13 protein-coding genes, 1 riboswitch and 1 other annotated feature are annotated in these 16,092 nt (G+C 30.9%); of the genes, 9 read left to right on the forward strand and 4 right to left on the reverse strand.

What is annotated here, in order from left to right; genetic code table 11:
- Positions 1 to 49 precede the first annotated feature (49 nt).
- Positions 50 to 276, forward strand: a binding site (T-box leader).
- Between the two features lie 60 nt (positions 277 to 336).
- Complete coding sequence (thrS, locus tag P3X86_RS00080; RefSeq protein ID WP_483290579.1) at positions 337 to 2,241, forward strand: threonine--tRNA ligase; 1,905 nt, start codon at positions 337 to 339, stop codon at positions 2,239 to 2,241.
- A 114-nt stretch (positions 2,242 to 2,355) separates the two neighbouring features.
- Here thrS and P3X86_RS00085 read toward each other — a convergent pair whose 3' ends face one another.
- Complete coding sequence (locus P3X86_RS00085) at positions 2,356 to 2,967, reverse strand: hypothetical protein (RefSeq protein WP_483290580.1); 612 nt, start codon at positions 2,965 to 2,967, stop codon at positions 2,356 to 2,358.
- A 275-nt stretch (positions 2,968 to 3,242) separates the two neighbouring features.
- On the opposite strand from P3X86_RS00085, the gene P3X86_RS00090 reads away from it, so the two are divergent.
- From P3X86_RS00090 to P3X86_RS00120, 7 genes are all read left to right on the forward strand, one after another.
- Complete coding sequence (locus P3X86_RS00090; protein ID WP_483290581.1) at positions 3,243 to 3,950, forward strand: 16S rRNA (uracil(1498)-N(3))-methyltransferase; 708 nt, start codon at positions 3,243 to 3,245, stop codon at positions 3,948 to 3,950.
- Between the two features lie 13 nt (positions 3,951 to 3,963).
- On the forward strand, positions 3,964 to 4,578 hold the full coding sequence (locus tag P3X86_RS00095; RefSeq protein ID WP_483290582.1) for an NUDIX hydrolase: 615 nt from the start codon (positions 3,964 to 3,966) through the stop codon (positions 4,576 to 4,578).
- Between the two features lie 98 nt (positions 4,579 to 4,676).
- Entirely contained in the window at positions 4,677 to 5,786 is a 1,110-nt protein-coding gene (locus tag P3X86_RS00100; protein ID WP_483290583.1) for an aminopeptidase, read from the forward strand.
- A gap of 157 nt (positions 5,787 to 5,943) precedes the next feature.
- A complete protein-coding gene (locus P3X86_RS00105; RefSeq protein WP_483290584.1) occupies positions 5,944 to 6,807 on the forward strand; it encodes a hypothetical protein in 864 nt (287 codons plus the stop codon).
- Between the two features lie 174 nt (positions 6,808 to 6,981).
- A riboswitch (cobalamin riboswitch) is annotated at positions 6,982 to 7,187 on the forward strand.
- A 100-nt stretch (positions 7,188 to 7,287) separates the two neighbouring features.
- Entirely contained in the window at positions 7,288 to 8,523 is a 1,236-nt protein-coding gene (locus tag P3X86_RS00110; protein WP_483290585.1) for a helical backbone metal receptor, read from the forward strand.
- 17 nt (positions 8,524 to 8,540) lie between these two features.
- Entirely contained in the window at positions 8,541 to 9,590 is a 1,050-nt protein-coding gene (locus tag P3X86_RS00115; protein WP_483290586.1) for a FecCD family ABC transporter permease, read from the forward strand.
- A gap of 13 nt (positions 9,591 to 9,603) precedes the next feature.
- Positions 9,604 to 10,386, forward strand: coding sequence for an ABC transporter ATP-binding protein (locus P3X86_RS00120; RefSeq protein ID WP_483290587.1), 783 nt, complete (start codon positions 9,604 to 9,606; stop codon positions 10,384 to 10,386).
- A 235-nt stretch (positions 10,387 to 10,621) separates the two neighbouring features.
- On the opposite strand, the gene P3X86_RS00125 is transcribed toward P3X86_RS00120, so the two are convergent.
- The 3 genes from P3X86_RS00125 to P3X86_RS00135 all read right to left on the reverse strand — a co-directional run bounded on the left by P3X86_RS00125 (position 10,622) and on the right by P3X86_RS00135 (position 13,894).
- Positions 10,622 to 11,113 (reverse strand): peptide deformylase, encoded by a 492-nt coding sequence (locus P3X86_RS00125; RefSeq protein ID WP_483290588.1) that lies wholly within the window; start codon positions 11,111 to 11,113, stop codon positions 10,622 to 10,624.
- 137 nt (positions 11,114 to 11,250) lie between these two features.
- Positions 11,251 to 12,384 (reverse strand): YibE/F family protein, encoded by a 1,134-nt coding sequence (locus tag P3X86_RS00130; protein ID WP_483290589.1) that lies wholly within the window; start codon positions 12,382 to 12,384, stop codon positions 11,251 to 11,253.
- Between the two features lie 34 nt (positions 12,385 to 12,418).
- Complete coding sequence (locus tag P3X86_RS00135; protein WP_483290590.1) at positions 12,419 to 13,894, reverse strand: alkaline phosphatase; 1,476 nt, start codon at positions 13,892 to 13,894, stop codon at positions 12,419 to 12,421.
- Between the two features lie 275 nt (positions 13,895 to 14,169).
- On the opposite strand from P3X86_RS00135, the gene P3X86_RS00140 reads away from it, so the two are divergent.
- Positions 14,170 to 15,939: a sigma 54-interacting transcriptional regulator gene (locus tag P3X86_RS00140; protein WP_483290591.1), complete on the forward strand. Its 1,770-nt coding sequence runs from the start codon at positions 14,170 to 14,172 to the stop codon at positions 15,937 to 15,939.
- Positions 15,940 to 16,092 lie beyond the last annotated feature (153 nt).

Here is a 16,092-nt window from a genome sequence, read left to right on the forward strand (position 1 = left end):
CCTTGACAATATTGTATAATATAATTATAATGTTTACAAAGTTAATAGTTAAAAAGCTATGAAGGGACGAGTAAATTAGAGAGAGTAATAAAGAGAGGGAGTACCGTGGCTGTAAGTACCCTATTACTTGCTAGTTGAAAACTAACCCAGAGCTGTATCTGAGGTCATGATTTTGTGACGTAAGGATTTTCCGCGAAAGCGTTATTAAAGTGAGTGAAATATCAGTTTGATATTTAATTAGGGTGGTACCGCGTGAATTATACTCTCGTCCCTAGAAGAGATTCTAGGAACGGGAGTTTTTATATTTAGAAATAAATAATATTAGGAGGAGTTAAAATGATTAATATTACATTACCAGATGGCAGTGTACGTCAGTATGAATCAGGAATAAAAGTTATTGATATCGCAAATGACATAAGCCAAGGTTTAGCTAGAGTTATTTTAGGAGCTAAGGTAAATGGTAAAACCGTTGGAGTAAATGAAGAGATAAATGAAGATGCTAGTTTAGAACTATTAAAATTTGACAACGATGATGCAAAAGATATATTTAGACATACAAGTTCTCATATATTAGCTCAAGCAGTTAAAAGGTTATATCCAGATACTAAACTTGCAATAGGACCAGCAATCAAGGATGGCTTCTATTATGATTTTGATACAGAGCATAAATTTACGCCAGATGATTTTGTAAAAATTGAAGCAGAGATGAAGAAGATAGTTAAAGAAGACTTGAAGATAGAGAAATTTATACTACCAAAGGATGAAGCTATCAAAAAAATGAAAGAAATGGGCGAAGACTATAAAGTAGAGTTGATAGAAGACTTACCAGAGGGAGAAATAATATCTTTCTATAAACAAGGAGATTTTGTAGATCTTTGTGCGGGGCCACATCTACAATCAACAAAGAAAGTAAAAGCAATAAAGCTATTGAATATAGCAGGAGCGTATTGGAGAGGTAATGAAAACAATAAGATGTTACAAAGACTATATGGAACATCTTTTGAGAAAAAGAAAGATTTGGATTTGTATATTGAAAGACTAGAAGAAGCAAAAAAGAGAGACCACAGAAAGCTAGGTCAGGAACTTGATTTATTTAGTTTAAATGAGGCTGGAACAGGTTTTCCATTCTTCCATCCAAAAGGAATGGCTCTTAGAAATGTATTAGAAGATTTATGGAGAAAAGAGCATGTTCTTAGAGGATATGGAGAGATAAAAAGTCCAATAATACTAAACGAAGAGCTATGGCATACATCAGGGCATTGGGATCATTACCAAGAAAATATGTACTTTACTAAAATAGATGATATGGATCATGCTATTAAGCCAATGAACTGTCCTGGTGCTATGTTGGTATATAAGAATAACAGATACAGCTATAGAGATTTTCCACTAAGATTGGCTGAGCTTGGATTAGTTCATAGACATGAGCTTTCAGGAACACTTCACGGGTTAATGAGAGTTAGATCGTTTACACAAGATGATGCTCATATATTTATGTTACCAGAACAAATCAAAGATGAAGTACTCGGAGTATTAAAGTTTGTAGATGATTTCTATAACTTATTTGGATTTAAATATAACGTAGAGCTTTCAACAAGACCAGAAAAATCTATGGGAACAGATGAAGAGTGGGAGATGGCAGAAAATGCGCTAAAAGAAGCATTAGAAGCTGCTAAGCTAGAATATGCTATGAATGAAGGAGATGGAGCATTCTACGGGCCAAAGATAGATATTCATCTTGAAGATGCAATAGGTAGGACTTGGCAATGTGCAACTATACAGCTTGATATGCAAATGCCACAAAGGTTTGATTTAACTTATACTGGTAAAGACGGTGAAAAGCATAGACCAGTAATGATTCATAGAGTTATATTTGGTGCTATAGAAAGATTTATTGGGATATTGATAGAGCATTATGCAGGGAAGTTTCCATTGTGGCTTGCACCAGTACAAGTAAAAGTTCTTCCTATATCAGATAAATACAATGACTATGCGTATGACATAAAGAAAAAATTAATGGAAAAAGAAGTAAGAGTAGAAGTTGATGACAGAGCTGAAAAGATAGGTTATAAAATAAGAGAAGCACAGCTACAGAAAATACCGTACATGCTAATAGTAGGTGAAAAAGAAGCAGAGGCAGGAAATGTAGCTATCAGAGATAGAGAAAAGGGAGATATAGGAGCTATGAAAGTAGCTGAATTTATGGATATGGTTGTAAAGCAAAATGAAGAAAAGAAGTAATCCATAAAATAAACTGGAAAGTCAAAGATAAGAATTAAATATAATAAGCTAATGGGCTGTATTTTAAATCTTCAATACAGCCCATTTTGTATAATAATGATTTTATTTTATGTCTTAGCTATTATAATTTGGATCGCGCTCACGGATTATTTCATCAATCTGAGCCCAAATCTTATCAGCATCTTTAATTTTGTTTACTTTAACTAAAGCAGTTGCTTTCTCGTAAAGCTTTCTTAAATTACCTAATTCTTTAGCTGTAAATTTAGCACTTGTTTTACTCATGAATTCGTCAAATGGAACTGGGTTGGGTTTAACATAAGGCGTATCAGGTTGACCACTAATAGGATCTACGTATCCACCACCTAAAAACTTCTCAAAAGGGTTCTCTTTGGGGTTTTCTTTAGAGTTTACTGTAGGATTTGCAGGTTCCACGGGAAGACCATAATAGCCTTTCTCTATATCTTCTAGAAATTTTTTGTAAAACTTTTTGATTGCTTCTTCAGACATCCCTGGGAAATCTAGTCTTGTTCTTTCTGCGAACTCTTCATATGACATTTTTTTGGAGTTAGAGCTTGTTGTTGGCTGTCCGTAAGTACTTCCGATAGATAGACCATTCAAATAGTCATCAAAGCTCATTTTTGATGCTGTAACAGGGAATAAACTTGTTGCTAATACTGTAGATACTAAAACTACTGCTAGTGCGATTTTTTTCTTCATTTTGTGCATATCAAATACCTCCTAAAAATTATAAAATTAGTATAATATTTTTGTCGACAACCATATTATATCATGACCTCATTATACTTTGTAAATAGTACTATGACACTATAAAACTACAAAATGTTCTGAAAATCAAAATAAAATTTTGTTTTTTACGATTAAGTGTTTTTTATGGATAACAACGAGCAATTTTATTACAATAATTAATGAGACTTTATTGATTTACAATAATTTGTACATTATAATAGACTAGCAAAGACTTTAAGATTGGATGATAAAGAATGAACCTAATAATATTATTTGAGCAAGATTTTACACAAGATGATACAGTTAAATTAGAGGGAAGGCGACTTGAGCATGTTTTATCAGTACATAAAGCAGAGGTTGGTCAGACGTTAAAGGTAGGATTGTTAAACGGTAAGATAGGTATTGGCTTGATAACACATCTTAGTAAAGATATGCTATGTATGAAAATTGAACTGTTAAAAGAACCACCAAAACCATTAGAATCCCAGCTGATATTAGCAATGCCTCGACCAAAGGTATTTGCAAGAATATTACAAACAGTCACTGCATTAGGAGTTAAGAAAATATTTGTGATAAAGACATGGAGGGTTCAAAAAAGCTATTGGAATAGTCCAGTACTCAGCGAAGAAAAACTTCGAGATAATATGATACTTGGACTAGAGCAAGCAAAGGATACGATTTTACCGGAAGTTAGAATAGTAAAGTTGTTTAAACCTTTTGTAGAAGATGAAATAAGCGAAATCATAAAAGATACTATACCATTTGTGGCACATCCAATAGCTGATAAGCAGTGTCCATACAACATAAATAAGCCAACTACTGTGGCTATTGGTCCAGAAGGTGGATTTATAGAATACGAAATTGATATGCTTATAAAGTATGGTTTTATTCCAGTAAGCTTTGGTGATAGGATATTAAAAGTAGAGACTGCGATTCCATATATATATGGTAAATTGTATTAGATAGGAGTGGGTTATGAAACTAAATGATATATGTAAAGCATACAAAAATAAAAAAGCAAAGCAAATGAATGTTGATAGAAGATATTCAGTATTAATGCCCTTGGTTGAAGTTGATGGCATACTACATATCTTATTTGAGGTAAGATCAAATAAACTAAGTGAAGAGCCAGGGGAAATAGGATTTCCTGGAGGGCGTATAGAAGAGGGCGAAACTAAGAAAGAGGCAAGTGTTAGAGAGACTTGCGAAGAGTTAGGAATAAGAAGTGAAGATATAGATGTTATTGGAGAGTTAGATTATATTGCAGGTCCATATAATATACAGGTATTTGGCTATGTGGGACTGATAAAGGTTGAGAATATAGAAAACTACAGTAATAGTGAGGTAGATCATTGCTTTTTAGTACCACTTGAGTTTTTTATAGAGAATAAACCAAGAGAGTATGATTCATACGTAAAGATAGAGTTGCAAGATAAATTTCCGTATGATTTGATTCCAAATGGAAAACATTATAAATGGAGAAAAGGAGTATTTCCAGTACATTTTTATGAATATAATGAGTACATAATATGGGGATTTACAGCTAGATTTATTGATAACTTCATCAATTCTATAAAAAAGGGTTTATAAAGATATTATTATAAGATATTATTTTTTTGTTAGATATTATCAATTATATTGAAAATATGATATAATACCGTAATAACTATGTATTGGAGGAGATGAAAATGGATAGTAGAATTGTAAAATTAGCACAGAACTTAGTTAATTTTTCAACTAAAGTGAAGAAGGGTGAAAAAGTATTAATATCAACAGGCGGGACAAGCGCTTATCCACTTATAAGAGCTATAATCAAGGAAGTTTACAAAGTTGGAGCATATCCATTTGTACAATTAGCCAATAGCGCTATAAGTAGAGAATTGATGCTGGGTGCAAGCGAAGAACAATTAAAGCTTAAATCTGATTTAGATCTCGCAAGAATGAAAGAGATGGATGTGTATATCGGAATAGGAGCAGGAGATAACAAGAATGAAACAGCAGATGTTCCAAGTGAAAAAAAGCAATTGATGTTTAAATATGCTAGACCAGCATTAGATCAAAGAGTTAATCATACAAGATGGGTAGTTTTAAGATATCCAAACAACAGTATGGCTCAAGATGCTAACACAAGTTTAGAGAGTTTTGAAGATTTCTATTTTGATGTTTGTACATTAGACTACGATAAAATGTCAAAAGCTATGGATAGTTTAGTAGAGTTGATGAACAAAACAGATAGAGTTCATATCAAGGGCGAAGGAACAGATTTAACATTTTCTATCAAAGATATTCCTACAATAAAATGTGCAGGAAATTATAATATACCAGATGGGGAAGTATTTACAGCGCCAGTTAAAGATTCTGTAAATGGTACTCTTACTTATAATTGTCCAGCAGTCTATCAAGGGTTTACATATGATAATATTAGATTGAAGTTTAAAGATGGTAAAATCATAGAAGCTACGGCAAATGATACTGAGAAGATAAATAAGGTATTTGATACAGATGAAGGAGCAAGATACGTAGGAGAGTTTGCAATAGGAGTTAATCCATATATAATAGAGCCTATGAAAGATACACTATTTGATGAGAAGATTATGGGAAGCTTCCACTTTACACCTGGTAAAGCATATGATGAAGCACCTAACGGAAACACATCAGCAATACATTGGGATTTAGTATGTATACAAACTCCTAAGTACGGCGGAGGAGAAATCTATTTTGATGATGTATTAATCAGAAAAGATGGTAAATTTGTTATACCTGAGCTTGAATGCTTGAATCCAGAAAACCTTAAATAAAGCTATAAATACAGAAAAGTCCAAGATGCAATTTTATCTATGGGCTTTTTTTATTTAGAATAATTATATTGATACAAACTTGACAATATTAACCAAATCAATTACATTTATACTCAAAAGATTATTTGCTTAAATAATAAGGAGATGAGTATAGCTTATGCTAAGAAAGTTATTGATTTATATTTTGCTTACTGCGATAATATTAATAGTTACAGGATGCACAACCCAGAGTAACAAAGAGGTAAGTGTAAAAGAAGAAATTAAAATTACTGATGAAGAAATACTGCAAATAGCAAATAAAGATGCTAAAGAAGAATGTGATAATATAAAAAACGTAAGTATATTTAAGCGCTATAAAAATTACACAGCGTTAATTGAAGTAATACTAGATAGTAATAGACAGTTATTTATGTATTATAATCTTAAAACAAATATAGTATGCTGGGTGCCGTCTGGTACGATGTTTGTGGATTCGTGTAAATTTATTAATGATTATTGTTTTGAACTTAAAATGACTGGTTATAGTTCTGAATTCTATTGTAGTTACGCTCCTTATAAAAAGCATTATAGAATAGCACTTGATGAAGAAGGAAACTATGAGGTAATAGGCTACAATAAAGATATATGGATTCCATTAGAGGAGTCTATAGATTTTGGTGAAGGCGGGAAATTTGTTAATTATGATTTGAAAGACATACGTATATCAAGTTATGGATTACAGTTAGAATTTGACAGGGATAATAACGCATATTTAGATTTTAGACCACGTATAGTTACTGGTTTTAATAACGATAAATTTATCATAGAATTACATGATACAAAGGTTTCAGATAAACAAAAAATATATAATCTAATGAATTATAACGATCGTATAAGTGACATACAGATAGTTGAAGAAGGTAAAAACACTAGATTGATATTGACATTGATAAATGACATGAAGTTCTATAGGATAAAATCTGGATATAAGATTGAATTTGAGTTTCATACTGATGCTGATGGTTTAGTTGAGGTGAGTTAATAATAAATTTTATTTTATCCATATATAATTACTATGGTGATATTTTGATACCTTATGGTAGAGAATAAGATACACAAAGAACTAACATAAAACCAGTATATAATACTTAATATACACAGATGTAATTCATCTTTGCATTGACAAAAGGATAAAAGTTAAACTATACTATATATATAATCAAATAATCTAAAAGGTGCTATGAGGGATGTAAATAGAAACAGCCCCATAGGTAAAAGGGAAAAAGGTTAGAAGCCTTTGCAGCCCCCGCTACTGTATGTAGAGATGAGATTCTTAATAACCACTACTCAAAATATGAGTGGGAAGGATAGAATCAAAGATGACCTACAAGCCAGGAAACCTGCCTTATGGATAATAAAACTAGTGCTTCGGGAGGAAGTATGTTGTTAAAGAAAACACATATTTCTAATGTGTTATTTTTTTGCAAATAACCTCCAAGCTAAATAAGAGAGGAGTTTTAAATTGAAAAGATTTACAAAACTATTTACACTGTTTTTAGCGATAACATTTTTATGCTTAAACATAGCATCACCAGATGTTTTTGCGAGTAGTGAGAAACAAAAAGATTATATTATTAAAGGCTGTAGAGCTTACATATCAACAGATGATGTTAGTAACTATGGTGTAAAAGCAAAAAAAGAAGGTAACAAAGTAAAAGTTTATAATAGTTACGTGACTATGGAGTTTAATATAGACTCAAACAAAGTGAGTATTAATAATATCAATGTAACTTTAGATTGCAAAACATTCGAAGAAAAAGGTAAAGTATACGTACCTTATAGAATGTTACTAGAGACACTCAATTATAAATTAACGTGGTTATCTACCACAAAATCAGTATCTTTTAGTAAGCAATCAGGAGATACAACAAAATATCCATTGACAATAAAAAATGGAGAGAACAAGATTGTAATAGATAAAGAGCCACAGAAAATAGTATCATTAGCGCCAGGAGTAACAGAAAAGCTATATGAACTAGGTGCTTTTGAAAAATTAGTAGGTAGAACACAATATTGTAAGTATCCATCAAAAGTTAAAGATATCAAAAACGTAGGGACTTTGTTTGAACCAAACATTGAAACTATAATAGACTTAGAACCTGATTTAGCATTGGCAGAAACACACTTTAAAAAAGAGATATTAGATAAATTGAGTCAAGCTGGTATAGCTTCAGCATCAGCTAAGACACCAGTGAGCATAGAAGGTATATATGATCAAATGCTGTTAATGGGGAAAATAGTAAATAAAAATTACGAAGCAAGAGCGTTGGTTTCAAGCATGAGATCAAAAGTTCAAAAGATAAAATACGTTTTAAATAATAACAGCAATAAAAAAAGCATATACTATGTTGTTGGAACAGGGCAACACGGCGAATATACAGCAGGAAGTGATACATTTATAGCAGATATGATAAGAACAGTAGGAGCAACAAATGCTGCAGATGATGTAAAAGGCTGGAAGTATAGCGTTGAAAAGATAATAGATAATGATCCAGACATACTAGTAGGTAATAAGACTAATATAGATAGCATGATAAACAGTAGCAATTTTAGTATATTATCAGCTATAAAAAATAAATCCTACGAAAAAATTGATTCGAATATATTGGAACTATCAGCACCAAGAGCAATTAATATAGGTTTGAAGATGTTATTTAAAATGGTACATGGTGATTTAGTAAATGAATTAGGATTCTAAGATGAAGCGGTGATTTGATGTCATATAATAAAAATAAAAGGAAAAACCATATAGTGATACTAATGCTGTCAGCAGTATTAGTATTGCTTATGTTTAGCGCAGTATCTTTAGGAACTGTAAAAATACCAATAAAAGATGTTGTGAAGATAACCATTAACAAACTTGAATTCTTAAATATAAACATGGATATGTCTAGTATAAAAAAATCAGCCATATTTATAGTATCTGAGGTAAGATTACCTCGAGTACTAATGTCAGTTATATGTGGAGGAATACTTGCAATAGTAGGAGTAGCATATCAGGCTATATTTAAGAATCCAATGGCAGATCCGTACATAATGGGATCATCATCAGGAGCAGCATTTGGTGCTACGGTAGGTATAGTGCTAGGAGTGAGTAATAGTTTTATGGGGCTAGGAATAATAAGTATACTAGCTTTTGCTGGAGCGCTAGCCACTACCATAATTGTTTATGGTTTAGCTAGAAGAGGTAGTAAAATATCAACCACTTCAATATTATTAGCCGGTATAGTTATGAGCTCGTTACTTTCTTCAGCAATATCATTAATGATGATTTTTAATCAAAGAGATCTCGGTAAAATAATAGGGTGGACTATGGGTAGTTTTAATGGAACTAATTATAGACAGATATTAATAGTAATTGTACCTGCAATAATAGGGTTAGTTATATTGATATCCTTAACCAAGGAACTTAATGCATTATCTATAGGAGAAGATAGTGCGCAAAGTTTAGGGGTAAATGTAGAGACTACTAAAAAAATAGTGTTAGTAGTAGCATCCTTACTAGCAGCTTGTGCAGTATCTGTAAGTGGCATAATAGGATTTGTAGGATTGATAGTTCCACATCTTTTGAGATTGATTTTTGGTTCGGATCATAGGGTATTGATGCCAGTATCAATTGTAGGAGGAGCTATATTTATGCTGATTTGTGATACTTTAGCTAGAACAGTACTAAATGGCGTAGAAATACCTGTAGGTATAATAACATCAATATTTGGTGGACCATTTTTCCTTTATTTACTCAGAAAATCAAAGAATAGCATATAGAGAGGTAACCGTTATGAGCAGTGCTATGAAAATAGAAAATATATCATTCAAATATACAGACAACTTAATATTAAGAGATTTAAACTTTACAGTTGACAAAGGAGAGTTTTTGGGGATATTAGGACCAAATGGCTGTGGAAAAACTACATTACTTAAAAATATGTGTAACTTATTAAAGCCACTATCAGGAAATATATCAGTTGGGAATGAGAATATTTCAAAAACATCTCATAAAGAATTAGCAAAAAAAATTGCAGTAGTACATCAATTTGATAATATTAGCTTTGATTTCTCAGTGCATGATATAGTGCTAATGGGAAGAATGCCTCACCAAAGAAGATTCTCAGGGGAAACTAAGAAGGATTATGAAGTAGTAGAAAGATGTATGAAGGTCACAGATTCATGGGATCTAAGAGATAAAAAGATACTTCAGATAAGTGGTGGAGAAAGACAAAGAGTTATGCTAGCCAGAGCTTTAGCTCAAGAACCTGAGATATTGCTTTTAGATGAACCAATTTCACATTTAGATATTAAGCATCAAATAAATATATTGAATCTATGTAAGAAGTTAAACAAAGAAGATAATCTAACAATAATAATAACGATACATGATATTAATATGGCTCTAAAGTACTGTAAAAAGATAATAATGATGAATAATGGACAGATAGAAGCATACGATAAGCCAGAGATAGTCCTTACAAAAGAAAATATCAGTAACATATATGATATAGGTGTAGATATAATAAGAAATAAAGATAAGAATATAACTTATATAGTACCAAAGACAGAGTAAAAAAGCAGTCCTTAGATAGACTGTTTTTTGTTTTGAATAGAAAACCAAGGGTAATGCTTTGTAGTGGTACTCGTTACTTTATTTGTGGAAGCATTAAAAAACATTATTCTAACTTGGAGAAGCATCTGTTTATTTGATTGTAATAAGGATAAAATAGATGCTTCAATGTCGTTTACGAATAGTGTTCTTTAGCTTCTAGTGAATTTATTAGTAATTCTTTTTTTAGTAACATAATCTAAGAAAAACAACCTTTCTTCATAACAAATGATTTATTGTCAATAGCACGCATAGTAGCGAGTATCCCTTCCAAATGATCATACTCATGTTGAATAAGTTCAGATAAATCACCTTCAAGATGAAGTACCTGCTTTACATTGTTCATATCCGTGTATTCAAGTCTACATCGTTTATGGCGCATAACTTTTACATATAAATTGGGTAATGACATACAGTCATCAAGCACCTCTATCATTTCATCATCTTCGAAAGTAAGAATAGGGTTAATCATGACAACAGGTTTATCAATATGCATGTATATAAGCTTTTTCATCTCGCCAATTTGAGGAGCGGCTATTGCTCTTCCTGCATTATGTATACGTCTGTATTCCATTAGAGTATCATGTAAATCAGAGATAATATCCTTTATTGAATCAAGGTTATGGGTGTCAATTTCTTCACTTCTTTCATAAAGTTTATTATTTCCTAAAATTAATACATCTTTTATCATGTGATAATCTCCTTTGACATTAATCAATTTGTTTCAATTATACCATAAATAATAAACAAAAAAATGCATCAACAAGATATGAGATAAATAAGGAGGAATCAAATATAATATCGATGCATTAAATAAAAAGCCTCATATTATTTAATTAAATTATGTTTAGAATTGCTATTGATAAATAACCAGCTTGCAATAATTCCAGTAAGAGGAGCAACTATCACAAGACCTATACTACCAATCAAAGTACGCATTATTTCAGCTGAAATAATCTTCATGTTAATAATTCTTATAAAGCTTGATTCCCTAATTTGAAATAACATAAATAGTGTCAAATATCCTCCAGAGTAAGCAAGTAATAAAGTGGTAGTCATTGTGCCAATAACATCTCTTCCTACATTAAAACCAGATTTAAGGAGTTCTTTTCTACAGATATCCGGCTTTTTCACTTTTATTTCCCAGCAAGCAGATGATATGTCCATAGCTATATCCATAGCTGCTCCAGAAGAGCCTATAATGATGGTCGCATAAAATATACTTTTCATATCTAGATTAAAATATCCAGAAAAAACAATAGTTTCAGCATATGGAGATGTCATCCCCCCTAAACCCAGCTTGTTTCCTATTATAACAGTAAGAAATAGTGTTATAGCCAGACCAAAGATAGTACCTAAAAATGCGACAAGCCCTTTTTTTGTAAAGCCAGCGACAGAAAAAAGTATAATAGCTGTCAATATAATTAGTATAAATGTAGTGACTAACAAAGGGTTTTTATTTGCAATTAAAAGGGGGATTAGAATTTTCCACAAAATAAAAACAGTAGCAATAAATGAAAAGAGTGCTTTTAAACCAATAACCCTTGAGTACCATACAAGCAATATCACAAATATCAGAAATACATATAATATATAATTTTGTCTGTAAAGATCAACAGCTTTGGCAGATACTATGTTGTTGTTATCATCATATTTTAATGCAACGATTAGTTTATCACCAACTTTGTAATAATTATCAAAGTCAAGTTTACCTAAAAGAGAATTAATAACATTAGTAACAATCCCATCGTAATTTGCAGTTATAATTTTAACACGTAATATTTGATTCCCTATAGAAGATAATCCTGCCTTAACAACATTAGAATCATCAATTTCCATTACTATGCCTTTAACTTCTTGGATTTTTTTATTATATTGTTTATTATTGTCTATAGATTTTATAAAAATTAAGATTATGACAAGACATAAAATCGTATATATAAAAGATACTCTTATTTTCATGAAAGACCTCTTTTCTCTTTATAAGTAATTAAAATTATTTAGAGAGTTCAAGTTTAAGTATCTTAGCAGTTAATTTGGCTATTTCAGTGTTATCTAAAAATCCATTATAGAGTTCAGAACCAGCACCTATAGCACTCATTGGTATTTGAGTAGCAGTATGGGCATATGAAGTCCAATAAATCCCTGCTCTTTTAGATAGAATATGAGTTACAGCCATAGCAGTTTCATCATATTTGTATCTATTACCCTCTGAAAACTTAGACTCATCAGACATAGCCATGCTTTTTTCTAATAGCTCTTTTTCAGTTTTAGTTAGATTACATAGACCAAAGTTTTTCTCAATTAATTTATAAAATTCATTTCTATTTCCATTATAGCTACCTTCAAGAGATTCAATTGACATTTTTGCATTAAATAATTTTTCTAGTGTTAAGAAATAATCAGTATTAACTCCCATTCCAAGACCTCCAGTTTCATGGTCCCCCATTACAAGTATAAGTGTATCTTCTGGGTGTTTTAAATAAAAATCATATGCTTTTTTTATAGCATTATCAAAAGCTAAAGTATCCATTATCGCTGATGGAGCATCATTTGGATGACAAGCATGGTCGATTCTACCACCTTCTATCATAAAAAAGAAACCATCTTTATCTTTAGACAATAAATCTATTCCGTTTTTAGTCATTTCTGCAAGTGTTGGAGCATCATAAGTGTTATTGTTGTAATCATCCAAAGTATATGGTAGATGAGAGTTTGAAAATAATCCGATATATTTTTTTGTATATTTGAAGTTAGTATTCTTAAAATTCTTAGAACCTGTTAATCCAATATCCACAGAATAACCTTTTTTACTAAATTCGTTTAGGATATTTTTATAATCTGTTCTTTTTGATTTGATATCTTTGCCAAAACAGTCTTTTATGGTTGTAAAATTTTTAGGTATGAAATGTCTTGCTCCACCACCTACCAAATAGTCTATACTACTATCTAGCATGTCAAAAGCTATGTCGTTTTCATTACCTCTGTTCTCATTGTGAGAAATAAAAACAGCTGGTGTGGCATGAGTAACACGTGTAGTAGTAGCTATACCAGTCGCCATACCTCTATCTTTCGCAGCTTCTATAAGAGTTACAAGATTATTACCATCAGCATCTTTAGAAATAACACCGTTGTTAGCTTTGAATCCAGTTGCAAGTGCAGTACCTGCAGCTGCTGAATCTGTAACAACCGTATCCATGGAGTGTGTAGTATTGATTGCAGAACAAGGGAAAGTATTCATTATAAGTTTGCGAGTATCATCTTTAGTGAGTTTTTGTAGATAATACTCTGATATTTGTCTTTGAGAAGAGCCCATACCATCACCAATAAAGTAAAAAACGTATTTTGGAGTTTTAGCGATTGGTTTGATAGAGTTATTAGTTGAAGCAATAGTAGTAAGTGGACCATTAAACAACGATAAAGTAACCATAATAGTTAATAACAAAACAATACAAATAGATTTTTTTTTCATAGATCTTTAGCCTCCCTTAAATTTTTAGAATTTTTAATACAGTCTAAGTATAAGCTCTTTATGTTATATGCATATAAAATCCATGTTAACTTTCTGTAAAACAATTATATAAATTGATTTATTGCGTTATTAATCAATATTTGCAATGTTAGATTTTACACACAATGATATATGTTAAAATTACCTTTAACTAAATACATAATTAGACAATATAAAGCAGGAAAAAAATACAATGGTAACGAATATTGTAATAATGCTATTAGGAGGAGATACGAATGGGACTAAATCAGATAAATTTAAACCATACAGACATATCGAGTATTATGAGTACATCGTTTTTAAAAATATACAGTAACAATACCTCCAATATTATTAATAAATTCGTAAAAGAAGATATAAACATAGCTGTGATAGTCGATAAAAAGCATGATAAAGATATACCAAAAGCAGTATTGACAGCTAAAGATATACTAAAACTAACAATAAATAAAATACCATTTGAAAAATATATAAAAAAGTGGGAAAAGACAAATTCTTTTTTTTGCTGTGTAAATAGTAGAATGCAAACGAGTGATGTAATAAATACAATATCTAAATTCAATCCTGAATATGTGTTAGTATACGACGATAAGAAGGTTATAGGTATACTCACTCAAAAAGAGATACAAAAACTGTATGACGAAAGTCTTATGTATTCATATACATTACTAAACAAAATAGTAGATGTAGTAAACGATGCAGTTTGTGTTATAGATACAGAAGGAATAGTAAGGTATTGGAATGGTAGTGCAGAGATAATGCATGGTATTAAGAAAAAAGATATATTAAATAAACCTTTACATGAAGTTTTCCCAAATGCATTATTACCTAGAGTGTTAAAAGAACAAAAAACTTTTGAAAATATATATAACGAAGCAAGAGAAAGTTGTTTCAATATAATAAGTGCTAGACCTCTATATAAAGATGGAAGGCTTATAGGGGCAATAAGCTGTGATAGAGATATAACAGAGATTACAAATATATCACGATTATTAAATCAAACTAAGTCAAACCTAGAAGCATTAAAAGAAGAATTAGGTAACATCAATAAAGACAAAATGACATTTGACAAAATTATTGGAAATGATCTTGGATTTAAAGAAAAAGTGAGGTTCAGTAAAAAAATAGCTGGAGCTAATATAAATATTTTACTAATGGGAGAGAGTGGCACAGGAAAAGAGGTTTTTGCAGAGGCAATACACTGTGAAAGTAAGAGACGAGGAAACTTTATACCTATCAATTGTAGTGCTATACCAAAGGATTTACTAGAAAGTGAGCTGTTTGGATATGAAAAAGGTGCATTCACTGGTGCAAATAAAAATGGAAAGATAGGAAAACTTGAATTAGCTAATAATGGCACAATATTTCTTGATGAAATAGGGGATATGCCATTAGAGATGCAACCTAAAATACTCAGATTTTTAGAAGATGGTATAATAACTAGAGTCGGAAGTGAAAAGTCTACAAAAATAGATGTAAGAGTTATAGCTGCAACTAACAAAGACATAAAAGAAATGGTTGATAAAGGTGAGTTTAGAAAAGATCTATTTTATCGTCTAAACTCCATTACTATAGAGTTACCTCCATTAAGGGAGAGAAAAGATGATATACCAATACTAGTAGATAATTTTGTTAAGAAATTTTGTAGGCAATACAATATGCTAGAGAGAAATATACCTTCGCACATTATGGACATTTTAGAAAACTATCAATGGGAAGGTAATATAAGAGAATTAAAAAATATAGTAGAAAGAATAGTTATATTAGCAAAAAATAATAGCATAGATATAAGCTTACTGCCAGAGAAAATCACGAAAGATAAAGATATAAAAAATAAAGCAAATAAAGACGATTTAAATCTGAACAAAATACTAATAAAGGCAGAAATAAACGCACTCAAAAAAGCAATGCGAATATCAAATAACAATAAAACAAAAGCGGCTAAGCTGTTAAAAGTGCCTAGAAGTACTTTATACTTTAAACTTGATAAATATAGATTAGAATAAGTGGTAGTATATTGACATGTGTCTGAAAATTGACACATGTTTTTTATTTGCATCAGATAACAACTTTTAATTATTAGCATAGTGTTATAGATGGCTTGAAATGCTTGCTTTACAATTTCATGACAGCATAAAAATATACGTGCTTTAATATAT

It is taken from the genome of Abyssisolibacter sp. ZYX002, from assembly GCF_056892235.1.